Source organism: Enterobacter sp. MF024, from assembly GCF_005843915.1.
Taxonomy (GTDB): domain Bacteria; phylum Pseudomonadota; class Gammaproteobacteria; order Enterobacterales; family Enterobacteriaceae; genus Enterobacter; species Enterobacter barmai.
Map to the genome: position 1 here is coordinate 17,434 of NZ_VCBB01000001.1, position 26,297 is coordinate 43,730.

Here is a 26,297-nt window from a genome sequence, read left to right on the forward strand (position 1 = left end):
TAATTAATATGCGTTCGGAAACAGGAACCGATTGAAAAACAGGAAACATTATCAACTTCAACATTTAAGCCCTTTAAGAGCCAGAGGATGTCATTTTTAACAAATTAGACTTTCAAGCTTAAAGGAATAAAAAAACAAAAATTAACGATCTAATAATAGTTGATAATTTTATGCCGGACGGCTTTTGAAATTTTAAAATCCATTACCGCTTCGAATAATGGATTTATAATAAGTCCGCCAGCCGTCAGGCAGGTCATAAATAAAGACAACAGAATCAGGCTACGCCGGTACCACCGTCTGAGCACCAGACCTGACCGGAGGCATAAGAGCACTCTTCAGACGCCAGCAGAACATAAAGCGGCGCGATCTCCACGGGCTGACCCGGTCTGCCCAGCGGCGTATCTTCCCCGAACTGCTGCACCTTCTCCTGCGGCTGGCCGCCGCTTGATTGCAGCGGGGTCCAGTAAGGGCCCGGTGCCACGGCATTCACCCGAATACCTTTCGGTCCAAGCTGTTTTGCCAGTGATTTGGTAAAGGCCACGTTACAGGCTTTGGTCTGGGCATAATCCAGCAGGATCTCGCTCGGCTTAAACGCTTGAACCGAAGAGGTATTGATAATGACGGCACCTTCCGACAGGTGACGCACGGCCGCGCGGGTGATCCAGAACGGCGCATACACATTGGTTTTGAACGTCGCGTCGAAAGCGGCGGTGGTCAGATCTTCAATGGACTCGCAGAACTGCTGTCTGCCCGCGTTATTGACTAAAATATCGAGGCCGCCCAGTTCAGTGACGGCGCGCTCAACCAGCGTCTCACAGAACGATTCCACACGAATATCGCCCGGGATCGCTACGGCCTTACGTCCTTCCGCCTGAATCAGGGCAATAACCGCTGCGGCGTCAGATTCTTCTTCCGGCAGATAGCCAATAGCCACATCGGCACCTTCACGGGCATAGGCGATTGCCACGGCGCGGCCAATACCGGAATCACCACCGGTAATAAGCGCTTTTTTACCTGCGAGTCGACCCGAGCCGGTATAACTGGTTTCGCCATGATAGGGGATTGGCTTCATCTCTGATGCCAGTCCTGGCATTTGTTGCGGTTGTTCCACAAATGGGGGTTGTGGGTAGTTTTTTGAAGTGGTGTTTCCTGATGTCATCCCGACCTCCTTAGTCAATGAATTTAAAGCGTAGCCACTGTGACGCAACGCACCTTTATGCAGGACGTAATTCGGATTATTCTTCTTCTGGATATATTTTTGCATTTTTCTGAATATGTCATATGAGGAAGCAGGGTGTTATTTTCCTGGAAAGGAATGCATAAGCTGACGTATAAAAAAGCCACGCTCATCGAGCATCAAAATAAATCATCCACGAGTTAACCTGTGACCACACAAAAACAATTCAGCTTTACAACCCGGCCGCTGGTGCCATTTGCCCATGATTACACCCATGGAGAAACGGAGCCGTGGCACAGCCACGACTGCGCGCAGCTGCTGCACACCCTGAGCGGGGTGGTGCGGGTGGAGACCGGGCAGGGGTTCTGGATTGTGCCGCCGGGGCGGGGCGTCTGGCTGCCTGCCGGGACCCGGCATCGGCTGCTGATCACCGGCAACGTGGCGGCGCGGACGCTGTTTATCGATCCCTTTGCCCGGGCGGATTTACCTTCGGTGTGCCAGGTGGTGCAGATATCCACCCTGCTTCGCGAGCTGATCATCGCCTCGCTGCACCTGCCGGAGAGCTACGGTGCGGGAAGCCGCGCAGAACGTATTTACGAGCTGATCCTCGATGAGATCCGGGGGATTAGCGTGCTGCCGTTCAACCTTCCAGAACCCCAGGCTCCTGCGCTGCTGGCACTCTGCCGCCGGATCCAGGCCGAGCCGGGAACAAAGTGGACTACGATGCTCGCGGCCAAAACGCTCAATATCAGCGAACGCACCCTGCTGCGGCACTTTCGCCAGCAGACCGGACTGGCGTTCAGCGAATGGCTGCGCAGGGCGCGGCTGATGGAGGCGCTGAACCGACTGGCGCAGGGTCAGTCGGTGCTTCGGGTGGCGCTGGACCTCGGTTATGAGAGCCACAGCGCCTTTAGCGCGATGTTTCGCCGCACGCTCGGGGTGGCACCGAGCGACTACTTTCCGCCCGGGGCGCTCTCCGGCAATGCGTTCAGCAAGGCCTGAAGCGACGCCCGGGAAACGTCGTTGTCGATGCCCGTCCCCCAGCGGCTCGCACCCTGCTTAAAGCTGCAGCGGATATAGGCCGCCGAGCGGCTTTCGCTGCATCGGCCAAGCGTATGCTCGTGATAATCCTCAATGGCGAAGGACAGACTGAAGCAGGCTTTCATCGCGCTGGCGGCGGCTGAGAGCAGGCCGTTGCCTTTCCCCTCCAGAGTCACAATACCTTCCGCAGTCTGGACGCGGGCCCACAGCGCCAGCCCGCCGTCAGCCTGGCTCTCGGTGCGGTAATCCAGCAGCTGCCGAGGGGCGAGCTGATGCGGCCCGTACAACTCGCGATACAGCTGCCACAGGGCGCTCAGCGTCATCTCGGTGCCTTCCCGGTCGGTATGCGCCTGAACGTGGCGGCTAAAGTCCTGCTGCAGGGCACGGGGCAGCACCAGACCATGATTTTGCTCCAGCATCCAGGCCGCACCGCTTTTCCCGGACTGGCTGTTGACGCGGATCACCGCCTCATAGCTACAGCCGATATCCTCCGGGTCGACCGGAAGGTAAGGCATCTCCCAGCGCGGAGAGGTGGACTGTTCCCGGGCGTGAAAGCCCTTTTTGATGGCGTCCTGATGTGAGCCAGAGAAGGCGGTAAAGGCCAGCTTCCCGGCGTAAGGATGGCGGGGATGCACCGGCAGCTGGTTGCACTGCTCCACCAGCTCCACCACCTGCTTCATGTCGCTGAAATCCAGCTCAGGCGGCACGCCCTGGCTGTAAAGGTTCATCGCCAGCGTCACCAGGCAGACGTTCCCGGTGCGCTCCCCGTTGCCGAACAGGCAACCTTCAACCCGGTCAGCGCCTGCCAGCAGGGCCAGTTCGGCACTGGCGACGCCGCTGCCGCGATCGTTATGGGGATGGATGCTGATGCAGACGTCTTCCCGACGGGAAAAGTGACGGCAGAAATACTCGATCTGATCGGCATAGACGTTGGGCGTGTTGACCTCCACCGTTGCGGGCAGGTTGATAATCATCGGCCGTTCGGCAGAGGGCTCCCAGACATCGGCTACCGCCTCGCAGATTTGCAGGGCGAATTCCGGCTCGGTGAAGCAAAAGGTTTCCGGCGAGTATTCGTACGTCCAGTGCGTCTGCGGGTTGGCCTCGCACAACGCGCGTATCTGGCGCGTGGCGCTGACGGCCAGCTGGACAATCTCCTCCTTGCTCTGGCGAAATACCAGCTCGCGGAACAGCGGCGCGGTGGCGTTATAGAGATGCACCGTGGCGCGTTTTACGCCGTCCAGCGACGCGAAGGTGCGCTCAATCAGATCCCTGCGGGCCTGGGTGAGCACCTGAATGGTGACGTCATCCGGAATGCGCTGCTCCTCAATCAGCTGGCGCACAAACTGAAAGTCCGTTTCGGAGGCGGAGGGGAAAGCCACCTCGATCTCCTTAAAGCCGCATTTGAGCAGCTGCTCCCAGAAGCGCAGCTTGCGGGGGATATCCATCGGCTCGGCCAGCGCCTGATTGCCGTCGCGGAGATCGGTAGAGAGCCAGCGCGGGGCGTGGGTCAGCGTCTTATCCGGCCACTGGCGGTCGGGTAAGGAAATCGGGGTATAGGCCGCGTACTTTTGCGAGGGATTGCGCAACATAGTGATTCTCCAGGTGATGTCGTGCTTTCATCCTGGCGAATAACGGGGAAGGGTACTGGCGCAAAACTGACAACCTGTGGCGAGGATCCGCCATTTACGTCACTGCACGCAGGGCCTGCTCCATCAGCTGGGCCAGCAGCATCTGCGCGCGCTGCTGTGACTCGCTCCCGTGCTGCTGCTCCAGCGTAATCCCCAGCCTGCCCGGCGCGGGCAGCTCGCTTCCCGTCACCTGCAGCCTGGGCGGCATCCCGATCCGGGTGCGCAGCGTCACGCCGAGCCCGGCCTGCACTGCCGCCCAGATCCCGCTCAGGCTGTGGCTGACAAACTCCACCCGCCAGGGGATGCCCGCCCGGTTCAGGCAGTCGATGGCGTGGGAGCGCATCAGGCAGGGGCTGTCGAACATCACCAGCGGCAGAGGCTCGCCCCGGGCCAGCAGACTGACGATGTCCATCTCCGGGGGCTGGATCCACACCAGCTGGCTCTGGCCGATCGCTGTGCCCTTGCGCGGTTCGCTCTCGTTCTGCCACAGCAGCACCATATCAAGGGCGTTATCATCAAAGGCGTTGAGCAGCGCCCGGTTGCGATCCACCCGGGCAACGATCCGTACCCCCGGATGGTGGCGTCTGAATTCCCCCAGGATCCCCGGCATCAACGACTCGCCAAAATCCTCCTGCATGCCGATGCGGATCTCCTCCTGCAACCGTTCGCCCTTCAACGCGAACTGCACCTCGTCATTCAGCGCCAGCATGCGGCGGGCGTACGCCATGACGATTTCGCCGTTGCGGGTCAGCGTCAGGCCGCGGCCTTTTTTCATCACCAGCTCTGCGCCGCACTGCTGCTCCAGCTTTTTGAGCTGGGCGCTTACCGCCGAGGTGGAGCGGCAGAGGTGGGTAGCGGCCAGGGCAAAGCTGCCGCACTCAATGCCGGTAACAAAACTGCGCAGTGCGTCGAGGTCGAGCGTCGGGGGAAGCTTGTTCATAATCGTCCTGAAATGCGGGATGGTGCGCCGCATATAATTTGATTTTCAGGATGAAAATATGACGCCAGAATCGCCTTACTGTCAATGCGGAGAGAACACGATGGCGAAATCACTCACTTCTGAAACCCTGAGCCACGTCGCGCCGAAACTGGCCGAGCTGAGCCAGGAGGTGCTTTTCAATGATATCTGGAAACGCGACGCGCTCTCCCCGCGCGATCGCAGCCTGATTACTCTCGGTGCCCTGACGGCGCTGGGCCGGGTACAGCAGCTGCCCTGGCATATCGACTTCGCGCAGCAAAACGGCCTGAGCCGGGACGAAATCACCGAAGTCTTTACCCATCTGGCGTTCTACGCCGGCTGGCCTGCGGCGGTCTCCGCCCTCGGCTGCCTGGAAGAGGAGTGATCCCGATGCCCTTCATCCGTATTTCCCTGCGTCCGGGATACAGCGACGCACGGATAGCGCAGATCTCCGACATCCTACAGCAGTGCCTGGAGGCAGAATTCGCGGTTCCGCCGGGGGATCGCTTCCAGATTTTTGAGGAGATCCCGGCCACGCGGCACCTGTTTGATCGCCACTACAAAAGCGGCGGGCGCAGCGACAATTTTATTCAGTTTCACATTCTGGCGGGCAAGCCCCGTTCGTCTGCACAGAAGCAGAACCTCTGCCGCAGGCTGTGTGAAGAGTTGCACCGGGCGCTGAATATTCATCCGGATGACGTGATGGTGATGATCCAGTTCAACACCGCCGATGAGTGGAGCTTCAGCCAGGGACGAATGCTGTCGGAGGAGGGGTTTTCGCATCGACTACATGGCGAGTGAATTTATGAATTAATTGCCGCCATTGTTAAGGCTTTTTATTACGCGTCCGTTTTACTGGCGCGTTTTTTTTCGTGTCATAAATTTTGAATATAAGATAGACGGTTGAATGTGTTATTTAAATATATTTCTCAATGATTTCTTATTTTTAATTTAATGTATGTTTTGCTCCGGAAGTACGTGAGTGAATGAGATACGCTTTTCGTCAAATACCACTCCGGGAATAACGATATGTATTATCCAAATTCTGTTGAATGGGCAGAGACTGAAGAAGGCGGGTTAAGGCGGTTAAGGCTTGGTGAAATAAACTTAGCCAGTACCCTTTATGGTTACAGCATTCATTATCATAAAGTCTGGATCCATCGTGAAAGTTATCTTCCTTTTAATCTGCAGGATCCTAACCGGGCTATGGCTCCTGATGGTGAGATGTGGTTCCGAACCGGCACATATCAGGATGATTTTTCTATTCCGGGCAAAGAGGACACGCCGTTCGCCCAACATCTTTTTCTGCATGAAATGATGCATGTCTGGCAGCATCAGCGTGGCATGTGGGTACGGATGCGCGGTGCATTTTCATGGATGGCGGATTACACCTACAGCCTGGATAAAGCAAACCTGCTTGATTACGGTCTGGAACAGCAGGCGTCTATTGTGAGCGATTACTGGTTGTTGAAACATTATGGGTTCGAAGGCAGTGAACGCCTACATGATTACAAGGATTATGATCCCTCTGAACCTTTTCTGGTGTTAATGCGAAAATATGAGAGGGTGCTAGGGAGTTTCCCAGGATGAAAAAACTATTAATAACTTCTTTAGTCGTTCTGCTTACAGGATGTCCAGGTAAAGGTAAAGAAGGAGCACAATATGGAGAAAGAAAAGCAATTCACATTGAGGGTAACCGCGTCTGCTTTACTCTTGATAAAAATGATGTTTTAGAAAGTTATAGCTTATCACCCAACCACGATGTAATTGATAAGTTACTTAGAAATTATTCCGCGCAATTGACCTATCCTGACACATGTTTTCATGTCAATTTAGAAAAGGCTGTAGTCTACGGGACACGCTATACGGTCAACCAAAAAATGTACTATTACACTTTCATTATTGATAACCACGGTCAGGTCATTGATTTAGGCTGGAACGCAGTTTGCCCTTTCCCGGGTAAGGCTTCAGAAATAACTTCTGCGCATGCAGAAAAGGATTGAGGGGCTTATCAAGGATGAGAAAAATCATGTTGCTTACTCTGATTGCGTTACTGTTCGGATGCGTGAGTAAAGATTCACAGCATGTAAGAAGAGGGGGGGTGTTTATTGACGGAAATCGGGTCTGTTTCAGCGTTAATAAAAATCAAGTGCTTAGTCATTATGAGTTTTCGGCAATTGGTAAAGTCTACTCATCTTTACTGAGTGGACGTTCAAAACATCTTTCCTATCCAGACAGTTGTTTTATGGTTCCTTTAGAAAATGGGGTAATCTACCGGGCAAATTATATAGTGGATAATGAAAAATATTATAACGTTTTTATTAAGGATAATACTGGCCATGTCATATATTTATGGTCGGGCATCGACTGTCCTTATTTGAGTACTGTTCCGTGGTGATGAACGATGCAGTTAATATGTTAAATGGCAACGAAATCTCCAAATTCTACACTGGTAAAACTAACTTAAGCCTAAGGAAAAACTAACCATGTCATTACCTGCCTACCTGTTTCTTTACGATGAAAATGGGATGTTATTAAACGGCGGAAGCCTTGCTCTGGGCCGTGAAGGCGCGATTGAAGTAATGAGTAGCAGCTATGGCGTCAGCCAACCGGTTGACACGCACACCGGGAGAATGACAGGTACCAGACAGCATGCGCCATACATTATCCATAAACAGGTGAATAAACTGTCTCCTTATCTTGCTATCTGTATTTGTGTGGGGCGGCGACTGCAAAAAGCTGAAATCAAATATTATGAAATCAACGCTGCGGGTATCGAGCGGGAAATCTATCGGGTCACTTTGGAAGGTGTTGTCATCATGTCTGTAAATGCCAATCATACGTATATTCCGGGCACCAATAGCCACAATATGATTGAAACTGTTAGTTTATGTTATAACAGCATTGAGTGGTATTATCTGGACGGCGTAATTAAATATGCTGATGCCTGGACTAAGCCTGCGCCACAGCAGCAAAAAGCTGGAGAATAAAACGAGTCTGTGCGCTGGGCTCGTTGCACTAGAAAGCGGGGCAGTAAAGCATATAATAGCCATCTTTCCCGCTCACTCCCCGTAAAAAGAACTTGAAGACCTACAGCACATCACGCATTGCGTGACGCTCACTGGTGCCGTAAGTCGTCACACATCTCCTGTAACTCATTAAACAGTCTTGCCGCATGAAAACCGTCGCACACCGAATGGTGGATCTGAATAGCGAGAGGCAATAATACTTTCCCATCCTGGTTGTAATATTTTCCAAAGGTGAACATCGGCGAGAAAAAGTTCTGCATTTTCGCAATGTTCATATTGAAATTGGTAAAGGTTACCCAGGGAATCGACGATACGAAAAATATATTTTCCGGAGACTCTCCCTTAGGCCAATAAGCAAGGTTATTACCATAGCGAGCTACATCTTCTGAATAAACGTCCTGGAAGTGCTGAAGATTGCCATCATATTGACTCCATAATGATGAAAAGGTCTCCGTTTCATTATGGAAAATGGTATAGCTGGGATGCACTTCATTCCAGATGACAAGCTCATTGTTTTTCATGGCCATGCGAAACTCCGCATGCCTGTTCACAATTTTAGCGAGGAGAGAAATAATCGTCGGATAAAACTTCCAGCCAACCTCTTTGATATGTTTTAGCAGCGCGGTAATGTCCACCAGAACCGTCTGGTTAATTGAGCATTCAGCAAAGGACTGGAATACCTCAAAATGCTCTTTCCTTGCCCAGGTTGATAAGTCAACAGGTGTATATTCTGGCGTTATTTTTTTCATTTTTAACCTTTGTCCGGCAGTGATATATCAGACAGTAGTCTGAGCGTTGTCGTGCTTTATGCAGGTGATTTTCGAAATATCTAATCTGCTGAGTTAGAGGACTCCTCCAGCGCCGGATATTTCGCCACCACCTCATCCGGCCCCAGCTCCCGTCCATCGCTCGCGATCATCGTTAGCCTGCGCAGGGGCTGGCGATCCCGCGCGTCTACCAGCACGGTTCCCGTATCGCCCTCGGCGAACAGGTGCGCGTTCCCCCATTGCGAGAGCGCCAGCAGCACGGTTTGCAGATCGCGGCCTTTTTCGGTCAGCACATACTCCTGCCAGGCGCTGCCGTCGGAAGCGGGTTGCAGCTCCAGGATGCCTTCGTCCACCAGCAACTTCAACCGGGTTGCCAGCATGTTCTTCGCAATGCCGAGGCTTTTCTGAAACTCACCAAAACGCGTAACGCCGCTCAGGGCATCGCGCACGATCAGCAGGGACCACCAGTCGCCGATAATATCCAGCGAGCGGGCAACAGGGCAGGGACTCTCTTCCAGACGGGTACGTTTCACGGTGTCTCCTTATCAGCAGTAAGTTTAATTATAAAACCAATCTGCCCTAACGTACAAAGCAAGCCGTCACTTTGCGGGCAGGCTCCAGGTAATTCGTCACAAATCTGTCACACTGTTAACGACAATAAACACGTGAGGAATTAGGGATGAGAAAAGCACTACTCGCTGTCGCCGTGGCGGGCAGCATCGGATTGTCTTGTAGCGTTCAGGCGCAAACCGCGCCGGAAGGGTATCAGCTGCAACAGGTTCTGATCATGAGCCGCCATAACCTGCGTGCGCCGCTGGCTAACAACGGCAGCGTCCTTGAACAGTCGACGCCGGAAAAATGGCCGGAGTGGGATGTGCCCGGCGGGCAGCTCACCACCAAAGGGGGCGTGCTGGAGGTCTATATGGGCCACTACATGCGCGAGTGGCTGGCTGAGCAGGGCCTGGTGACCGCCGGGGAGTGTCCTGCGGCGAACAGCGTCTATGCCTATGCCAACAGCCTCCAGCGCACGGTGGCGACCGCGCAATTCTTCATTACCGGCGCCTTCCCAGGCTGCGATGTGCCGGTGCACCATCAGGAACAGATGGGCACCATGGACCCAACCTTCAATCCGGTGATCACCGACAACTCGCCGGAATTCCGCGAGAAAGCGCTGCAGGCGATGAATAAAGAGCGCGCCGGAATGCAGCTTGATGAGAGCTACAAGCTGCTGGAGCAGATGACCGACTACGACCAGTCGCCGTCCTGCAAAGAGAAACAGGTCTGCTCCCTGACGGAGGCGAAAGACACCTACAGCGCCGAATACCAGAAAGAGCCCGGCGTCTCCGGTCCGCTGAAGGTAGGGAACTCGCTGGTGGACGCCTTCACGTTGCAGTATTACGAGGGCTTCCCGCTGGATCAGGTGGCCTGGGGCGAGATCAAAACCGACCAGCAGTGGCGGGTGCTCTCTCAGCTGAAAAACGGCTATCAGGATTCGCTCTTCACCTCCGCAGAGGTGGCGCGTAACGTGGCGAAACCGCTGGTGAAATACATCGACAACGCGCTGGTCACCGACCGGGCGAAAGCGCCGAAAATTACCGTGCTGGTCGGGCATGACTCCAACATTGCCTCTCTGCTGAAGGCCCTCGATTTTAAACCCTATCAGCTGCACGGCCAGTACGAGCGTACGCCAATCGGCGGCAAGATCGTCTTCCAGCGCTGGCACGACAAGAGCGGCAACCGCGACCTGATGAAAATTGAGTATGTTTACCAGAGCACGGAGCAGCTGCGAAATGCTCAGGTGCTGACGTTAGAAGCCCCGGCGCAGCGCGTCACCCTGGAACTGAACGGCTGTCCGGTGGATGCGAATGGGTTCTGCCCGGTGGAGACGTTTAATACGGTGCTGAATACGGCGGCGAAGTAAGGGATGCCCCTCACCCTAACCCTCTCCCCAAAGAGGAGAGGGAACCGATCGAGCTTATAGCGATTACAGTGGTACAGACTGGCTTTATATCTACAGCGACGTCATGGTCCGGCTGAAAATCGCCGAAGCGTTTCCGGAAGGCCGGGGCGAGGCGCAGGGATGCGCCGAGAGGGCATAGCCTGCAAGGATGCAGGCTGGTGCCCGACCCGAAAGCCTGAAGGAATAAGCTGAGGACAAAATTGCCGGGAGTAATTTTGGACAGCGCTTGCGCTGGCCCCGAAGGGGTGAGTCCCAGGGATGGGGCGAACAATCCGCGAAGCGGCGATTTTCTTGCCGGGAGCCCGGGTTGCCAGGGCGGTGGCGATTGAGCCGCCCTGGCACGTTCACCGGTTCCGTTGTGACAGAAAAGCATAGCTCTGGAAGTGAACGGAATAACCACCAGTGCCATATAGACCCCTCACCCTAACCCTCTCCCCATAAGGGAGAGGGGATAGATCAGCGGTCAGACGTTTTTACGTTCGATGGTCTGCTCGCCCCAGAACAGCGAGTCTTTGTCGGTTTTTTCGAAGGCTAACATCAGCACCTCATCATTACCTTCTTCCCAGATTTTCTCTGCCAGTTTTTCGTCATATTTTGCGACTTCAAAAATCGCCTCGGCGATCTCCGGTGACGTATTACGTAAGCGCGCAAATTCCCCGACGCGATGTGCTTTGGCTTCTTGTGTTGGCATAGTGATCCTCCAGTTGAGAGTTAACCTTTCAGTTTAGCAGCCAGGCCGGCGACATATTCACCCTGGTAGCGGGCGATGTTCAGTTCTGCTTCTGACGGCTGACGCGAGCCGTCGCCACCGGCAATGGTGGTCGCGCCGTAAGGCGTTCCACCGCGAACCTGTGAAATATCAAACAGCTCCTGCGTGCCATAGCCGATCGGCACAATGACCATCCCGTGGTGGGCAAGGGTAGTCCAGGTGGAGGTGATGGTCTGCTCCTGTCCGCCACCGGTGCCGGTTGAGCTGAACACGCTGGCAATCTTGCCGTGTAACGCGTTCTTCACCCACAGCCCGCCGGTTTGATCGAGGAAGGTGCGCATCTGTCCGGCCATGTTGCCGAAGCGCGTCGGGGTACCAAAGATGATCGCGTCGTAATCGCCCAGCTCCTGTGGAGAGGCCTCCGGCGCGTCCTGCGCTTTGCCGCCTGCTTTGGCAAAAGCGTCTGCCGGCATGGTTTCCGGCACGCGTTTGATCACTACCTCAACCCCCTCGACTTTCCTGGCGCCGTCCGCCACTGCGTGAGCCATGGTTTCGATGTGTCCGTACATGGAATAGTAGAGCACCAGAATTCTCGTCATTTCGCCTCACTCCTCGCATGATTTTTTTGGCCAGCGGCATGCTGTCCTCATTTAAAGATATGACGTGACAGCGAGACTGCAAATCTGAAGGCCATTTGTTTGATTTTAAACAACAAAGAATGCCGGGCTTTCTTCGTAGCAAAATGACACATTTTCCCTATTGTGAATTTCTGGAATGATAAGAAAGGTTTATGGTTCCGTTTCGTCGGGCTTCATACAAAAGGCTGATATCGTATTGCAGGATATTACGATTGGCTGGCTGAATGCCCATGCTCCACTAAGCTTAGGTTCACGCGGCGCAGATAAAGCCACTTTTTTAGCGTCGTCAGGTGGAAGAAATCGCTTTCACTGAATGCAGAATGAAATCTTATGTTTCTAACTCTGGAGGTCCGACATGGCAAACCATCGTGGTGGGTCAGGTAATTTTGCAGAAGACCGTGAAAGAGCATCAGCAGCAGGACGTAAAGGTGGCCAGCAGAGCGGGGGTAACTTCAAGAATGACCCTCAGCGCGCATCCGAAGCTGGCAAAAAAGGGGGTAAAAATAGCCATGGCGGTAACAGGAGTAAATAAGTTGTCGCTGTCTGAAGTACGGGTCTCATGACCCCAGGCCCCCCGCCGCCGGGATACCCGGCGGTTTTTTTGTGCCTGTTATTGAACTGTTATCAAATTCCTCCCACACTAGCGGATTAACTTTTTACCCTGGTGTCCCATGTCCTCCTCTCGTTATGCCTTCTCCATCAAGCCGCAGGAAGCGATCCTGATCCTTATCACCATGTTCTGGGGCGGTACCTTTCTGGCCGTGCAGTACGCCGTGACGCTCAGCGATCCCTTCTTCTTTGTCGGCCTGCGCTTTGCAACGGCGGCGCTGGCGGTGGCGCTGATTTCCCTCAAAACCCTGCGCGGCCTGACCATGACCGAGCTGAAGGCGGGGCTGGCGATAGGGGTGGCGATTGCGATGGGCTACAGCCTGCAAACCTGGGGACTACAGACCATCCCCAGCAGTAAATCGGCCTTTATTACCGCCATGTATGTTCCGCTGGTGCCGCTGCTGCAGTGGCTCTGCCTGCGCCGGATGCCGGGGATGATGTCCTGCATCGGTATCGTGCTGGCCTTTATCGGGCTGATCCTGCTGGCCGGGCCGGAAGATAACCTGCTGGCGCTCGGGAAAGGTGAGATCATTACCCTGGTGGGCGCGGTGGCGATTGCCGCCGAGATTATCCTCATCAGCGCCTGGGCCGGAAAGGTGGATGTCAAGCGCGTCACCGTTGTGCAGCTGGCCACCGCCTCGCTGGTGGCGTTTCTGACCATGATCCCGGCGGGGGAATCCGTTCCGCCGATGTCGGCCGGGCTGTGGATCGTGGCGCTCGGGCTTGGGATTTTCAGCGCCATTATTCAGGTGACCATGAACTGGGCCCAGCGCAGCGTCTCCCCGACGCGTGCAACGGTTATCTATACCGGCGAGCCGGTGTGGGCGGGGATCTTTGGCCGTCTGGCCGGGGAGCGTCTGCCGTTGCTGGCTCTGCTGGGCGCCGCCTTTATCATTGCGGGCGTGCTGGTGAGCGAGCTAAAGCTCAAAAGAAAGAATAAGGCGCTGGCGGAAGCCGACAGCGCCTCGCTGGATCAGTCCTGAGGGACCGCCTCGCCCTGCGTCACCCCGGCCATCCGGCGGCTGAGCAGGGCGTTAAGGGCAATCGCGCCGAAAGTGGCCGTGCCGATCCCGCCGAGGGTAAAGCCGCCAAGCGAAAGGGCAAAATCACCCGCTCCCAGCACCAGGGTCACGGCGACCATAATCAGGTTACCGTTCTGGCTCAAATCGACATGGTTCTGCACCCAGATCCGCGCCCCGGCCACCGCGATTAGCCCGAACACCACAATCGACGCCCCGCCAATCACCGGCGCGGGGATGGTGTGGATCAGCGCGCCAAACTTCGGTGAGAAGCCGAGCAGCACGGCAATCACCGCCGCCGCCACGAACACCAGCGTCGAGTAGACTTTGGTCACCGCCATCACGCCGATATTCTCGGCATAGGTGGTCACTCCGCTGCCGCCCACCGAGCCCGACAGCATGGTCGCCAGCCCGTCGCCCACAAACGCCCGGCCCATATACGGGTCCATATTGCGCCCGGTCATTCCGGCCACCGCCTTCAGGTGGCCGAGGTTCTCCGCCACCAGGATCACCGCCACCGGGGCAATCAGCATCATCGCCTGGCCGTTAAAGGTGGGCGAGGTCAGCTGCGGCAGGCCAAACCACGCCGCCTGCTGCACAAGGGCAAAATCCACCGGTTTGCCGAGCCCAAAGAGGCTGGTCACCAGGGCGTAGAGCAGGCAGGCGACGATCAGCCCCACCAGGATCAGCAGTCGCTGAACCATTCCCCGGGTAAACACCGCCACCAGACCGATGCACAGTACCGTCATCACCGCCATCCAGCTGTCAAAGGCCGAACCGGAAACGCCTTTAACGGCGATAGGGGCCAGGTTCAGGCCAATCGCCATCACCACCGCCCCGGTCACCACTGGCGGCATCAGCCGTTCGATCCAGCGGGTGCCCATCTTCATCACCACCAGCCCAATCACGGTATAGATCGCGCCGCAGGCGATGATCCCGCCCAGGGCGACGCTCAGCTGCGGGTTAACCCCCTGGCCGCTAAAGCCGGTGGCGGCAATGACCACTCCGACAAAGGCCGCGCTGGAGCCGAGGTAGCTCGGCACCCGTCCCCCGGTGATGAAAAAGAACAGCAGGGTGCCGATGCCCGACATCAGAATCGACAGGTTAGGATCCAGTCCCATCAGGATGGGCATCAGCACCGTGGCGCCAAACATCGCCACCGCGTGCTGCACGCCCATCACCGCGGTTTGCGCCAGCGGGAGACGTTCATCCGGCGCGACCACGCCGCTTTCTGAGGTCGATTTTAACTGCCAGTGAGGAAAACCGAATAGTGCCATCAGCTGCTCCTTAAGGAGGGTTAACAGGCGGGTCGCATCAGCGCGTGGTAGCCGCGGTCAAACCACACCAGGCCCTGCGGCACCGGGTGGCGGGTAATTGCAACGATCTCGCAAAACAGAATGTCGTGAGTGCCGACGCTCACCACCTGGCTAATCCGGCAGTCGAACGAGGCCAGCGCCTCGTCCAGGCGCGGGCAGCCGGTGGCCCCCGTCTGCCAGTCGGCGGCGGCAAAGCGGTCGGCCATCGGGGTTTTCCCTCCGAACAGATTCGAGAGCGACTCCTGGCCCGCGCTCAGGGTGTTGACGCACAGGGTGCGGTTGTCGTTAAACACCGGCCATACCGACGCGCCGCGGTTCAGGCACACCAGCAGGGTCGGCGGCGAGTCGGTGACGCTGCACACCGCGCTGGCGGTAAAGCCCGCCTGGCCGGCCGGGCCGTCGGTGGTGATAATATTGACCGCCGCGCCGAGACAGGCCATCGCATCCCGAAAAGTCTGTTTATCGATGTTCATGGTGGCTCCTTATGCCAGCCCGCAGGCGTCTTCAAAGCTGAGACGGGGCAGACGCCCGTAGAGTTTGCTGGTATCGCCGTAGCCGATATTGATCAGCAGATTGCTTTTCAGGCTGCTGCCGGTGAAGAAGGCCGCGTCTACTTTCTCCCGATCGAAGCCGGACATCGGCCCGGTATCCAGCCCCAGCGCCCGGCAGGCGACGATCAGATAGGCCGCCTGCATCGTGCTGTTGCGAAACGCGGTCTCCTCGGCGAGCTGCGGGCTGGCGGCAAACCAGCTCCGGGCATCCCCGTGGGGGAACAGCTCCGGCAGACGCTCATAAAACACGCTGTCCCAGGCCACAATCGCCGTCACCGGGGCGGTGAGGGTCTTTTGCAGATTGCCGCTGGAGAGCGCCGGGCGCAGCTTCTCTTTGCCTTCCGGGGTGCGGATAAACACCATCCGCGCCGGGGAGCAGTTGGCCGAGGTCGGGCCCCACTTCATCAGGTCGTAAATTTCGCGCAGCGTCTCGTCGCTGACCGGGCGATCCAGCCAGCCGTTGTGGGTTCGCGCCTCGGTAAACAGCGCGTGCTGCGCCGTCGGGTTGATGGCTTCACTCATGGCAACTCCTTCGATAAACGTTCGTGGCGGTGCAGCAGGCTGGCGAGCCCGTTTTGCAGCAGGGCGTTAAAGGCCTCCGGCTCGGTCACGTTGCAGGCGTGGCCGCCCCGGGGCATCCGGGTGAAGATGCTGTCGGGCAGGGCGGCGTGCAGCTGCGAAGAGCAGACCGCGGGCACCAGCAGATCGTCGGCGGAACAGATGATCTGCACCGGGCAGCGGATGCGCATGGTCTGGCGACTGTAATCGGCCCGCTTCAGGGCGCTGAGCCTGCGCAGCAGGGTGGTTTTGCCCTGGAAGTGGGCGAGGGCCAGCGCCTCTTCGGCCTCCATGCGCGGCTGGCGGGCCGCCATCCAGTCCGCCGGATAGAGAAACAGCGGCTGGGCTTCCACCCACGCCTGAGCGCCCCCTGCGTGCAGCAGCCGCTCGCGGATCTGAAAGCAGCGCCGGGTATGGGGATGCAGCGCCAGCCAGCCGTTGACGCACACCAGCGCGCTGAGTGCGCCGGGGTGATCCACCGCCAGCTGCAGGCCGACAAGCGCCCCCAGGGCATGGCCCACCACGCTGAACTGCGCGATCCCGGCGGCATCCAGCGCCTGCCACAGCTCGTCGGCCATCTGCGCCAGGGTGTAATCCTCCGGCAGCTCGCCGGGATTGTTGCCGGTGCCGCGCTGGTCATAGCACACCACCTGATACCCCTGCTCCAGGTCGGCAAGCTGGGGCAGCCAGTAGCTGGCGCTGCCCCCTAATCCGGCGATCAGCACCACAACCGGCGCACCGGCAAAGGGGGGCGGTGAAATGGACAGATTCATGGCAACCTCACGGCGTGATGTGGGCGATGGTGGCGATCTCCACCAGCGCCTCGGGTTTGACCAGCCCGCACTGAATGCAGAAGCGGGCCGGTTTATCGCCGGGGAAAAACTCGGCGTAGATTTCGTTAATCGCGGCGTAATTTTTCCAGTCGGTGATAAAGATGCTGTTGAAGGTCACGTCCTCCATGGTCCCACCCGCCGTTTCGATAACGCGCTGAATGGTCTGCAGCACGTGGCGGGTTTGTGCCTTTGGGTCGTCGGGGAAGACCACGTTGTTCTGCGCATCGAACGGCAGGGTGCCGGAGACGTAGATCACGCCGTCCGCCAGGGTACCGGGAACGAATGGGGCAATCGGGGTGCTGGTGCCCGGGGGAATAATCACAGATTTCGGCATTGGCTTGCTCCTCAGGCTATTTGGGCATACGCGGCGGGGGAGAGGGCGTCGCAGAAGGTGGCGACGTCGCTGACCCAGCCAAAAAAGGTTTCGATATTGAACAGCGCGGCCTGCTGGGCAAACGCCGGTCCTGCCTGGTGGGTGGCGTCTTCCAGCACCACGCCGAAATATTCGAGGAAGAACCCGTCGCGCAGGGTGGATTCCACGCAGACGTTGGTGGCAATACCGGTGAAGATCAGATGGCGGATGCCGCGGCTGCGCAGCAGGCTGTCCAGCGGCGTATTAAAGAAGCCGCTGTAGCGCGGTTTGGGCAGCACGATGTCGCCCGGCTCCGGCACCAGTTCGTTCACCAGTTCATAGTCCCAGCCGCCTTTCGCCAGCAGCTGGCCCTGCAATTCCGGGCGCTGGCGCATGGTTTTCAGGGCGTTCGATTTGTGGAAGTTAGGCGAGCCGGGGCCGCCTGCCTCCACGTACTGGTCGTCCCAGCCGTTCTGGAACCAGACGATCAGCATTCCGGCGCGGCGGGCGGCGGCCACCGCGGTGCGGATATTCTCGATCACCGGGCGGGTGGCGGAGACGTCAAACCCGGCGAGATCGAGATAGCCGCCGGGGCTGGCGTAGGCGTTTTGCATATCCACCACGATCAGCGCGCTCTGCTGAGGGTCAAAGGTGATGGCTTCCGGGCGTGCGGGCAGGGTCGTCATTACGCCACCTCCTTCGTGATGGCCGGAATGTGGGCGCGACACTGCATCAGCGGCTGGATGCGCTCGCCGAAGGTCTCAATGCCGGTAAGGAAATCATCAAAGGTCAGGAGCACGCCTTCTGCCCCCGGGACGCTGGCGACGTCATCGAGCATCCGCGCCACGCTGGCGTAAGAGCCCACCAGGGTGCCCATGTTGATATTCACCGCCGAGGTCGGGTCGGCCATCTGGCGCACGTTGGTGTCCGAACCGGAGCGGGTGTCCTTCTGGCTCTGCTCGCTGAGCCAGCTCAGGGCTTCGTCGTCGGCCCCGGCTTTGTAGTGCTCCCACTTCGCCCGCGCCGCCTCGTCGGTTTCGTCGGCGATCACCATAAACAGCACGTAGGAGCCGACGTCGCGCCCGGTCTTTTCAGCCGCCGCCTTCATGCGGGCGGCGGTAGGGGCAAAGGCCGCCGGGGTGTTGACCCCTTTACCGAAGCAGAAGTTAAAGTCGGCGTATTTCGCCGAGAACTCCATCCCGGCATCGCTCTGCCCGGCGCAGATCACCTTCATCGGCACCGACGGCTGCGGGCTGACGCGGCAGTCGTTCATGGTGAAGAACTCGCCTTTGAAGTCGCTCTTGCCGGTGCCCCACAGATCGCGCAGGACCTGCACATACTCGGTGAGGTAGTCGTAGCGTTTCGCGAAATAGTCATCCCCCGGCCAGAGTCCCATCTGCTCATACTCCGGCTTCTGCCAGCCGGTGACGAGGTTTACGCCGAAGCGCCCGCCGGAGATGGTGTCGATGGTGGAGGCCATCCGCGCCACGATGGCCGGAGGCAGGGTGAGGGTGGCGGCGGTAGCGTAGATCTGGATGCGCGAGGTAACCGCCGCCAGCCCCGCCATCAGGGTGAAGGACTCCAGGTTGTGATCCCAGAATTCTGTCTTACCGCCGAAGCCGCGCAGCTTAATCATCGACAGGGCGAAATCGAAGTGATAGTGCTCTGCCTTCTGCACGATGGCTTTGTTCAGCTCAAAGGTCGGCATGTACTGCGGCGCGTGGGTAGAGATAAGCCAGCCGTTGTTGCCAATGGGAACGAATACGCCAATTTTCATCACGAACCTCTCTTCATCTCAGCATGGGGGAAAGTCTGAGGTCGGTTTTGCAAAGGCGATGCCAGTTTTGAAATTGGTAATGTTATTATGGTGTTAACGAATGGTTGATGAATTGCAGGCTCTAAAACTGGACTGTCTGGTCAAAATAGTTGCACACAAAGCAGGCAGTCGTGCGCGGTAGCGGTGCAGATTGTCGTAGCAGGCCTGGGGTTTTTGCTATGCTGGGGGCATATCAACAAGGAGTGAGCCCATGGCGCAAGGCGCAGTGAAAACAGGCGGTAAACGTTCGCAGGCAGTGAGCGCGAAAAAACAGGCGATCCTCTCGGCGGCGCTGGAGACCTTCTCGCAGTTTGGCATTCACGGTACGCGCCTGGAGCAGGTGGCTGAACTGGCCGGGGTGTCGAAAACCAATCTGCTCTACTACTTCCCCTCGAAAGAGGCGCTGTACATTGCCGTCCTGCAACAGATTCTGGATATCTGGCTGGCACCGCTGAAGGCGTTTCGCGAGGAGCTCACCCCGCTGCTGGCAATCCAGCAGTATATCCGCCTGAAGCTGGAGGTCTCACGGGACTACCCTCAGGCCTCGAGGCTGTTCTGTCTGGAGATGCTGCAGGGGGCACCGCTGCTGAAGGCGGCGCTGAGCGGCGATCTGAAATCGCTGGTGGATGAGAAGTCGGCGATCATTGCCGGCTGGGTCGCCACCGGCAAACTGGCACCGGTGGACCCGCACCATCTGATCTTTATGATCTGGGCCGCCACCCAGCATTACGCCGACTTTTCCGCTCAGGTCGAGGCGGTGACGGGCAAGACGCTCAAGGATGATGATTTCTTCCACAGCACGGTGGAAAACGTTGAGCGGATGATCATCGAAGGGATCCGGGTGCGTTAATTCGCCGGTGGCAGAGGGCAGCTCAGGTCGCCCTCTTCACACTGCATCAGCGTGGCCAGATACGCTTCACGTTCGTTGGTTTTATCTGCCAGACACTGGTTCACAATCATCGGCTGAATGGAGCCGCCTTCGGTGCCGGAGCCGATAAAGGCGCAGTCGGCATCACGCAGGGCGATCCACGCCTGCTGGGCCTTTTTCAGCAGCTCGCGCTGGGGCGCTTCGGCGCGTTTGATGGCCGCCTGATAAGTCTGGTTCAGGGTTTTATCTGCGGCCTGATATTGTTGCGCGGTACAGGTATTCATTTCCGTCTGGGTGCTGGCGTTGGCGCACTCGTCCGCCTGGGCGCCAGTGCTCAGCAGTAGTGCAGCACCGGCGATAAAAGCTCGTTTCATCTTTCCCTCCGAATAAAAAAGCCGGATGCGCTACGCTTATCCGGCCTGTGAAAACCACATTGTCATTCTCTGTAGCCCCGGTAAGCGTAGCGCCACCGGGGACGGATTGCACGCTTAACCGATGGTCATCAGGCTGGCGTTACCCCCTGCTGCGGCGGTGTTGACGCTAAGCGAACGCTCCACGTACAGGCGTTCCAGCTGGAGATTGGTTTCACCCCGGGCGAAGCCCTGCACCGAGACGATCGCGCCGTTACGGGCCGCAACCTGCTCACACAGCTCGCGCAGCTGGTCAGAGTCACCGTGATAGATCACCGCGTCAAACGGCTGGCTGGTCAGCACATCGGCTTTGGCAAAGCGAATGCGTTCGGTCACCGCCTTCGGCAGCTGCTTCGCCAGGTCGCGGTGCAGGCCATCTTCCGGCCACAGCACTTCACATCCGGTCGCCAGCGCGGCCGCCAGCTGGGTAAGCGCATCCTGCTCGTTATCCGCCACGCACAGCACGCGCTCGCGCGGCATCAGCGTCCAGGTGTTGCGCTCGCCCGTTGGGCCTGGCAGCACGCGCTGGGTTCCGGCCTGCGCCAGCTCGCCATACTCCTGGCACAGCTCACGCAGCTCAGGGCGTTTTTCTGCCCAGGCTTTCAGGGCTTCCAGCGGCTGGGTCAGCACCGTTTTCACCTGGGTGTCCACCGCGTACTGCGCATCCTGACGCGCCAGGGTCACGCCCAGCGCCTTCGCCGGACGGTTGGCCAGCAGGCGATAGAGGTACATCGGACCACCGGCTTTCGGACCGGTGCCCGACAGCCCTTCGCCGCCGAACGGCTGCACGCCAACCACGGCGCCCACCATATTGCGGTTCACGTACAGGTTGCCGACGTTGGCGCTGCCGGTCACCTGGGCGATGGTCTCGTCGATACGGGTATGCACGCCGAGGGTCAGACCATAGCCGGAGGCGTTGATCTGCCCGATCAACTGGTCGAGATTGTTACGGTTGTAGCGCACCACGTGCAGTACCGGACCAAACACTTCTTTCTTCAGCTCGTCGAAGCTCGCCAGCTCAATCAGGGTTGGGGCTACAAAGGTGCCGCTGGTCCACTCGCGGGCATCTTCGCTGTTCTCACGCACCGCCTGGTACACCGGACGGCCTTTAGCACGCATCGTCTGGATGTGGTTTTCGATGTTGGCTTTCGCTTCGGCATCAATCACCGGACCGATGTCGGTGGTCAGACGGCCAGGGTTGCCCATCCGGCATTCCGCCATCGCGCCGCGCAGCATTTTCAGGGTGTGGTCGGCGACTTCATCCTGCACGCAGAGCACGCGCAGGGCAGAGCAGCGCTGTCCGGCGCTGTCGAAGGCCGAGGCGACCACGTCCACCACCACCTGCTCGGTGAGGGCGGAGGAGTCGACGATCATCGCGTTCATACCGCCGGTTTCGGCGATCAGCGGCGTCGGACGGCCCTGAGCATCCAGACGGGTGGCGATGTTGCGTTGCAGCAGGGAGGCCACTTCGGTGGAGCCGGTGAACATCACGCCGCGCACGCGGTTGTCGGCGGTCAGCTTCGCGCCAACGGTCTCGCCGCGGCCTGGCAGCAGCTGCACCACGCCCGCCGGAACGCCCGCTTCCAGCAGGATATTGATCCCCTGGGCGGCAATCAGCGGCGTCTGTTCGGCCGGTTTTGCCAGCACGCTGTTACCGGCGGCAAGGGCGGCGGCAATCTGGCCGGTAAAAATGGCCAGCGGGAAGTTCCACGGGCTGATACAGACCACCGGGCCCAGCGGGCGGTGGGTTTCGTTGTCGAAATCGTCACGGACCTGACCGGCATAGTAGTGCAGGAAGTCAACGGCCTCGCGCACTTCGGCGATGGCGTTGCTGAAGGTTTTACCCGCTTCACGCACCAGAATGCCAATCAGCTGCTGCATCTGATCTTCCATCAGCACCGCAGCACGCTCCAGAATGGCCGCGCGCTCCTGCGGTGGGGTAGCGAACCAGATAGGGGCGTTGTTCACCGCGCTGTCGAGGGCCAGATCCACTTCCTGTTCGGTAGCTTCGCGGGCAAATCCGACGATGTCTTTCGGCTCGGCCGGGTTGACCACCGGCTGCATTTCGCCGTCGCTGACCGGCTGCTCCAGAATCGGTTTTGCCTGCCACTTCTGCAGGGCGCTGTTGAGCAGCGACGAGGAGAGGGACGCCAGACGGTGTTCGTTCGCCAGATCCAGGCCTGCAGAGTTGATACGGCCATTGCCGTACAGCTCGCGCGGCAGGGCAATCTTCGGATGCGGCAGACCGACCTGACCTTCCTGAGCGGCCATTTTTTCCACCGCCTGGACCGGATCCGCCACCAGCTCGTCCAGCGGCAGGGTGGCATCGGCGATGCGGTTAACGAAGGAGGTGTTAGCCCCGTTTTCCAGCAGACGACGCACCAGGTACGCCAGCAGCGTTTCGTGGGTGCCGACCGGGGCGTAAATACGGCATGGACGGTTCAGTTTGCCATCCGCTACTTTACCGGTGACCTGCTCGTACAGCGGTTCACCCATGCCGTGCAGGCACTGGAACTCGTACTGGCCCGGATAGTAGTTCTGACCGGCCAGCTGATAGATGGCCGCCAGGGTGTGGGCGTTGTGGGTGGCGAACTGCGGGTAGATCAGGTTCGGCACGCCGAGCAGCTTTTTGGCGCAGGCGAGGTAGGAGACGTCGGTGTAGACCTTGCGGGTGTAGACCGGATAGCCCTCCAGACCGTCCATCTGGGCGCGTTTGATCTCGCTGTCCCAGTAGGCGCCCTTCACCAGACGGATCATCAGGCGGCGACGGCTGCGGGTGGCGAGGTCAATCAGGTAGTCAATCACGAACGGACAGCGTTTCTGGTAGGCCTGAATAACAAAGCCAATCCCGTTCCAGCCCGCCAGCTCCGGCTCGAAGCACAGTTTTTCCAGCAGATCGAGGGAGATCTCCAGGCGGTCGGCCTCTTCGGCGTCGATGTTGATGCCGATATCATACTGGCGCGCCAGCAGGGTCAGGGACTTCAGGCGCGGGTAGAGCTCTTCCATCACGCGATCGTACTGGGCGCGGCTGTAGCGCGGGTGCAGGGCGGAGAGCTTGATGGAGATCCCCGGGCCTTCATAGATGCCGCGGCCGTTGGAGGCTTTACCGATGGCGTGGATCGCCTGCTGGTAAGAGACCAGATAGGCCTGCGCGTCGGCTGCGGTCAGCGCCGCTTCGCCCAGCATGTCATAGGAGTAGCGGAAGCCTTTGTCTTCCAGCTTACGGGCGTTAGCCAGCGCTTCGGCGATGGTTTCGCCGGTCACGAACTGCTCGCCCATGAGGCGCATCGCCATGTCCACGCCTTTACGGATCAGCGGCTCGCCGCTCTTGCCGATAATGCGGTTCAGGGAGCGGGAGAGGTTGGCTTCGTTATGGGTGGAGACCAGCTTGCCGGTAAACAGCAGGCCCCAGGTGGCGGCGTTCACGAACAGCGACGGGCTGCGGCCAATGTGGGAGTGCCAGTTGCCGTTGCTGATCTTGTCGCGGATAAGGGCGTCGCGGGTGGCTTTGTCCGGGATACGCAGCAGCGCTTCCGCCAGACACATCAGGGCCACGCCCTCCTGAGAGGAGAGGGAGAACTCCTGCAGCAGGCTCTGCACCATCCCGGCGCGGCCTGAGGCGTTTTTCTGGTTACGCAGTTTTTCAGCAAGCTGATACGCCAGGCTGTGGGCCTGGGAGGCAATCGGCTCCGGCAGACGCGCCTGCTCCAGCAGCATCGGTACGGCGTCGGTCTCGGCACGACGGTAAGCGGCGGTAATGGCCGCACGGCTCACCGACTGCGGCAAAATCTGCTCGGCAAATTCGAGGAACGGCTGGTGGATCTCATCGCTCGCCTCGGCGCTGTCGTCGCTCTCGTTGGCGGCACCGGCCAGCAGGGCAGGCAGCTCTGGCAGGGCGTCGTCGCTCTCCAGTTTTTCCAGATAGTTGAAGATTGCCTGCTTAATTAACCAGTGTGGCGTGCGGTCAATTCGGGTTGCGGCCGATTTAATCCGTTCGCGGGTCGCGTCATCCAGCTTAACCCCCATAGTGGTCATGCCCATGCCAAAAACTCCTGTGATTCAGTAGCGCTAGTGTAGTTAACGTGAAATATCCACTATGTTGCAACTTTGTGCAACCACGTTAAATGTGACCCGGTTTGCAAGCTGGAAAATGAATGGAATGTTACTGCATGGTTAACCGTAAAATAAGTGTGGATTTTAAGAGTGAAGCCTGTTTTCATGCGGCGCTTAACACTTTTTAAAGGTGCAACCGCAAAAAACGTGAGCGAGTGCAACCTCCAGGAATCTGGTGTGAAACCGGGGATGAAATTGATGTAAATGCAGTGTTAAATCGTTTGTGTCATGGAGGCGCATACGGCAGGATACGCGCGGCCAACAGAAACACACATCATCACCCCCTCGTTCCGGGGGTGTAATAAAGACGGTCAGAAAGGCCGTCGAACATCTTTGCGGAGTATTTAAATGGCAATTAGCACACCGATGCTGGTGACATTTCTTATCTATATTTTTGGCATGATCCTGATAGGGTTCCTTGCATGGCGTTCTACCAAGAACTTTGACGACTACATCCTCGGCGGGCGTAGCCTTGGGCCGTTCGTGACCGCGCTCTCTGCGGGTGCGTCGGATATGAGCGGCTGGCTGCTGATGGGGCTGCCGGGCGCCATCTTTCTCTCCGGGATCTCGGAAAGCTGGATCGCCATCGGCCTGACGCTGGGGGCATGGATTAACTGGAAACTGGTGGCCGGGCGTCTGCGCGTGCACACCGAAGCCAACAACAACGCCCTGACCCTGCCGGACTACTTCACCGGCCGTTTCGAAGATAAGAGCCGCATCCTGCGTATTATCTCAGCGGCGGTTATTCTGCTGTTCTTCACCATCTACTGTGCCTCCGGCATCGTGGCGGGCGCGCGTCTGTTCGAAAGCACCTTCGGCATGAGCTACGAAACCGCACTCTGGGCGGGCGCGGCGGCGACCATCCTCTACACCTTCGTGGGCGGGTTCCTGGCGGTAAGCTGGACCGACACCGTGCAGGCGAGCCTGATGATTTTTGCCCTGATCCTGACCCCGGTGATTGTGATCCTCTCCGTGGGCGGTCTGGGTGATTCGCTGGCGGTTATCCAGCAGAAGAGCATTGAAAACGTCGATATGCTGAAAGGGCTGAACTTTGTCGCCATCGTGTCGCTGATGGGCTGGGGGCTGGGTTACTTCGGCCAGCCGCACATCCTGGCGCGCTTTATGGCGGCAGACTCTCACCACACCATCGTTCATGCCCGTCGTATCAGCATGGCATGGATGATCCTCTGCCTGTGCGGCGCCTGTGCGGTAGGCTTCTTCGGGATTGCCTACTTCAGCAACAACCCGTCTCTGGCGGGCGCGGTAAACCAGAACGCCGAGCGCGTGTTTATCGAGCTGGCGCAGATCCTCTTCAACCCGTGGATCGCCGGTATTCTGCTCTCCGCCATCCTGGCGGCGGTAATGTCCACCCTGAGCTGCCAGCTGCTGGTCTGCTCCAGTGCCATCACCGAAGATCTGTACAAAGCCTTCCTGCGTAAAAACGCCAGCCAGAAAGAGCTGGTGTGGGTCGGTCGCCTGATGGTGCTGGTGGTAGCCCTGGTCGCTATCGCCCTGGCATCTAACCCGGAAAACCGCGTGCTGGGTCTGGTGAGCTACGCCTGGGCAGGCTTTGGTGCCGCCTTTGGTCCGGTGGTGCTCTTCTCGGTGATGTGGTCCCGCATGACACGTAACGGCGCGCTGGCGGGGATGATTATCGGTGCGGTCACGGTGATCGTCTGGAAACAGTTTGCGTGGCTGGGTCTGTACGAAATCATCCCGGGCTTTATCTTCGGCAGCATCGGGATTGTGGTCTTCAGTCTGCTGGGTAAAGCGCCGTCTGCCACGATGCAGAAACGCTTTGCCGACGCCGATGCGATGTATCACACCACTGCACCAACGAAGTTACAGGCTGAGTAAAAAGTTTCTCCCTTCACGTAGGCCGGGTAAGCGCAAGCGCCACCCGGCTTTTTTCTTGCCAAAATTCAAAAATTACGTTGATATCCTT

The 26,297-nt window shown here is 58.2% G+C and carries 28 protein-coding genes; 12 read left to right on the forward strand and 16 right to left on the reverse strand.

What is annotated here, in order from left to right; all coding sequences use genetic code 11:
* Nucleotides 1-274 precede the first annotated feature (274 nt).
* On the reverse strand, nt 275-1,159 hold the full coding sequence (locus tag FFB58_RS00085; protein WP_138368583.1) for an SDR family oxidoreductase: 885 nt from the start codon (nt 1,157-1,159) through the stop codon (nt 275-277).
* 225 nt (nt 1,160-1,384) lie between these two features.
* On the opposite strand from FFB58_RS00085, the gene FFB58_RS00090 reads away from it, so the two are divergent.
* Complete coding sequence (locus FFB58_RS00090) at nt 1,385-2,179, forward strand: helix-turn-helix transcriptional regulator (protein ID WP_138368584.1); 795 nt, start codon at nt 1,385-1,387, stop codon at nt 2,177-2,179.
* Here the strand turns inward: FFB58_RS00090 and leuA are convergent.
* The gene (gene leuA / locus FFB58_RS00095) at nt 2,131-3,807 is read right to left on the reverse strand and encodes a 2-isopropylmalate synthase (RefSeq protein WP_138368585.1); all 1,677 of its coding nucleotides are present in this window, start codon (nt 3,805-3,807) and stop codon (nt 2,131-2,133) included. The genes FFB58_RS00090 and leuA overlap by 49 nt on opposite strands.
* Before the next feature lie 94 nt (nt 3,808-3,901).
* The gene (locus FFB58_RS00100) at nt 3,902-4,786 is read right to left on the reverse strand and encodes a LysR substrate-binding domain-containing protein (RefSeq protein WP_138368586.1); all 885 of its coding nucleotides are present in this window, start codon (nt 4,784-4,786) and stop codon (nt 3,902-3,904) included.
* 100 nt (nt 4,787-4,886) lie between these two features.
* Between FFB58_RS00100 and FFB58_RS00105 the strand changes: the two genes are divergently transcribed.
* The 6 genes from FFB58_RS00105 to tssD all read left to right on the forward strand — a co-directional run bounded on the left by FFB58_RS00105 (nt 4,887) and on the right by tssD (nt 7,794).
* Nucleotides 4,887-5,189 carry a carboxymuconolactone decarboxylase family protein gene (locus FFB58_RS00105; protein ID WP_138368587.1) on the forward strand — a complete coding sequence of 101 codons (303 nt, stop codon included), beginning with the start codon at nt 4,887-4,889 and terminating at the stop codon, nt 5,187-5,189.
* Nucleotides 5,190-5,194: 5 nt separating this feature from the next.
* Nucleotides 5,195-5,605 (forward strand): tautomerase family protein, encoded by a 411-nt coding sequence (locus tag FFB58_RS00110; RefSeq protein WP_138368588.1) that lies wholly within the window; start codon nt 5,195-5,197, stop codon nt 5,603-5,605.
* Between the two features lie 228 nt (nt 5,606-5,833).
* Nucleotides 5,834-6,394, forward strand: a complete 561-nt coding sequence (locus FFB58_RS00115) for a hypothetical protein (protein WP_039032289.1) — start codon at nt 5,834-5,836, stop codon at nt 6,392-6,394.
* Complete coding sequence (locus tag FFB58_RS00120; protein WP_197057151.1) at nt 6,391-6,807, forward strand: putative T6SS immunity periplasmic lipoprotein; 417 nt, start codon at nt 6,391-6,393, stop codon at nt 6,805-6,807. The genes FFB58_RS00115 and FFB58_RS00120 overlap by 4 nt, the downstream gene beginning before the upstream one ends.
* A gap of 26 nt (nt 6,808-6,833) precedes the next feature.
* Nucleotides 6,834-7,202 (forward strand): hypothetical protein, encoded by a 369-nt coding sequence (locus tag FFB58_RS23110; protein ID WP_156126928.1) that lies wholly within the window; start codon nt 6,834-6,836, stop codon nt 7,200-7,202.
* An 88-nt stretch (nt 7,203-7,290) separates the two neighbouring features.
* Nucleotides 7,291-7,794 (forward strand): type VI secretion system tube protein TssD, encoded by a 504-nt coding sequence (tssD, locus tag FFB58_RS00125; protein WP_138368589.1) that lies wholly within the window; start codon nt 7,291-7,293, stop codon nt 7,792-7,794.
* Between the two features lie 128 nt (nt 7,795-7,922).
* On the opposite strand, the gene catA is transcribed toward tssD, so the two are convergent.
* Nucleotides 7,923-8,582 (reverse strand): type A chloramphenicol O-acetyltransferase, encoded by a 660-nt coding sequence (gene catA, locus FFB58_RS00130; RefSeq protein ID WP_138368590.1) that lies wholly within the window; start codon nt 8,580-8,582, stop codon nt 7,923-7,925.
* Nucleotides 8,583-8,662: 80 nt separating this feature from the next.
* Nucleotides 8,663-9,133: a helix-turn-helix domain-containing protein gene (locus FFB58_RS00135; RefSeq protein WP_138368591.1), complete on the reverse strand. Its 471-nt coding sequence runs from the start codon at nt 9,131-9,133 to the stop codon at nt 8,663-8,665.
* 146 nt (nt 9,134-9,279) lie between these two features.
* Between FFB58_RS00135 and agp the strand changes: the two genes are divergently transcribed.
* Nucleotides 9,280-10,521 (forward strand): bifunctional glucose-1-phosphatase/inositol phosphatase, encoded by a 1,242-nt coding sequence (gene agp, locus FFB58_RS00140; RefSeq protein WP_138368592.1) that lies wholly within the window; start codon nt 9,280-9,282, stop codon nt 10,519-10,521.
* Between the two features lie 502 nt (nt 10,522-11,023).
* Here agp and FFB58_RS00150 read toward each other — a convergent pair.
* Both FFB58_RS00150 and wrbA read right to left on the reverse strand, forming a co-directional pair.
* Nucleotides 11,024-11,251 carry a YccJ family protein gene (locus FFB58_RS00150; RefSeq protein ID WP_039032294.1) on the reverse strand — a complete coding sequence of 76 codons (228 nt, stop codon included), beginning with the start codon at nt 11,249-11,251 and terminating at the stop codon, nt 11,024-11,026.
* Nucleotides 11,252-11,271: 20 nt separating this feature from the next.
* Entirely contained in the window at nt 11,272-11,868 is a 597-nt protein-coding gene (wrbA, locus tag FFB58_RS00155) for an NAD(P)H:quinone oxidoreductase (protein WP_039032295.1), read from the reverse strand.
* A 394-nt stretch (nt 11,869-12,262) separates the two neighbouring features.
* Between wrbA and FFB58_RS00160 the strand changes: the two genes are divergently transcribed.
* The gene (locus FFB58_RS00160) at nt 12,263-12,439 is read left to right on the forward strand and encodes a general stress protein (protein ID WP_072036748.1); all 177 of its coding nucleotides are present in this window, start codon (nt 12,263-12,265) and stop codon (nt 12,437-12,439) included.
* Between the two features lie 139 nt (nt 12,440-12,578).
* Complete coding sequence (locus FFB58_RS00165) at nt 12,579-13,499, forward strand: DMT family transporter (RefSeq protein ID WP_039032297.1); 921 nt, start codon at nt 12,579-12,581, stop codon at nt 13,497-13,499.
* Here FFB58_RS00165 and rutG read toward each other — a convergent pair.
* From rutG to rutA, 7 genes are read right to left on the reverse strand one after another with little or no spacing between them, the layout of a single operon-like run.
* Complete coding sequence (gene rutG / locus FFB58_RS00170; protein WP_039032298.1) at nt 13,490-14,812, reverse strand: pyrimidine utilization transport protein G; 1,323 nt, start codon at nt 14,810-14,812, stop codon at nt 13,490-13,492. The genes FFB58_RS00165 and rutG overlap by 10 nt on opposite strands.
* A 20-nt stretch (nt 14,813-14,832) precedes the next feature.
* On the reverse strand, nt 14,833-15,324 hold the full coding sequence (rutF, locus tag FFB58_RS00175; protein ID WP_138368594.1) for an NADH-dependent FMN reductase RutF: 492 nt from the start codon (nt 15,322-15,324) through the stop codon (nt 14,833-14,835).
* 9 nt (nt 15,325-15,333) lie between these two features.
* Nucleotides 15,334-15,924 carry a malonic semialdehyde reductase gene (locus tag FFB58_RS00180; RefSeq protein WP_138368595.1) on the reverse strand — a complete coding sequence of 197 codons (591 nt, stop codon included), beginning with the start codon at nt 15,922-15,924 and terminating at the stop codon, nt 15,334-15,336.
* The gene (gene rutD, locus FFB58_RS00185) at nt 15,921-16,733 is read right to left on the reverse strand and encodes a pyrimidine utilization protein D (RefSeq protein ID WP_138368596.1); all 813 of its coding nucleotides are present in this window, start codon (nt 16,731-16,733) and stop codon (nt 15,921-15,923) included. The genes FFB58_RS00180 and rutD overlap by 4 nt, the downstream gene beginning before the upstream one ends.
* Nucleotides 16,734-16,740: 7 nt before the next feature.
* A complete protein-coding gene (gene rutC, locus FFB58_RS00190) occupies nt 16,741-17,127 on the reverse strand; it encodes a pyrimidine utilization protein C (RefSeq protein WP_138368597.1) in 387 nt (128 codons plus the stop codon).
* A gap of 11 nt (nt 17,128-17,138) precedes the next feature.
* Complete coding sequence (rutB, locus tag FFB58_RS00195; protein WP_138368598.1) at nt 17,139-17,831, reverse strand: pyrimidine utilization protein B; 693 nt, start codon at nt 17,829-17,831, stop codon at nt 17,139-17,141.
* Nucleotides 17,831-18,922, reverse strand: coding sequence for a pyrimidine utilization protein A (gene rutA, locus FFB58_RS00200; protein ID WP_039032304.1), 1,092 nt, complete (start codon nt 18,920-18,922; stop codon nt 17,831-17,833). The genes rutB and rutA overlap by 1 nt, the downstream gene beginning before the upstream one ends.
* A 250-nt stretch (nt 18,923-19,172) precedes the next feature.
* Here rutA and rutR point away from each other — a divergent pair, with 250 nt between their 5' ends.
* The gene (gene rutR / locus FFB58_RS00205) at nt 19,173-19,811 is read left to right on the forward strand and encodes an HTH-type transcriptional regulator RutR (protein WP_039032305.1); all 639 of its coding nucleotides are present in this window, start codon (nt 19,173-19,175) and stop codon (nt 19,809-19,811) included.
* On the opposite strand, the gene FFB58_RS00210 is transcribed toward rutR, so the two are convergent.
* A complete protein-coding gene (locus FFB58_RS00210; RefSeq protein ID WP_138368599.1) occupies nt 19,808-20,203 on the reverse strand; it encodes a lysozyme inhibitor LprI family protein in 396 nt (131 codons plus the stop codon). The two genes, rutR and FFB58_RS00210, sit on opposite strands and share 4 nt — an antisense overlap.
* Before the next feature lie 114 nt (nt 20,204-20,317).
* On the reverse strand, nt 20,318-24,280 hold the full coding sequence (putA, locus tag FFB58_RS00215; RefSeq protein ID WP_138368600.1) for a trifunctional transcriptional regulator/proline dehydrogenase/L-glutamate gamma-semialdehyde dehydrogenase: 3,963 nt from the start codon (nt 24,278-24,280) through the stop codon (nt 20,318-20,320).
* A gap of 420 nt (nt 24,281-24,700) precedes the next feature.
* On the opposite strand from putA, the gene putP reads away from it, so the two are divergent.
* Nucleotides 24,701-26,209: a sodium/proline symporter PutP gene (gene putP, locus FFB58_RS00220; RefSeq protein ID WP_138368601.1), complete on the forward strand. Its 1,509-nt coding sequence runs from the start codon at nt 24,701-24,703 to the stop codon at nt 26,207-26,209.
* Nucleotides 26,210-26,297 lie beyond the last annotated feature (88 nt).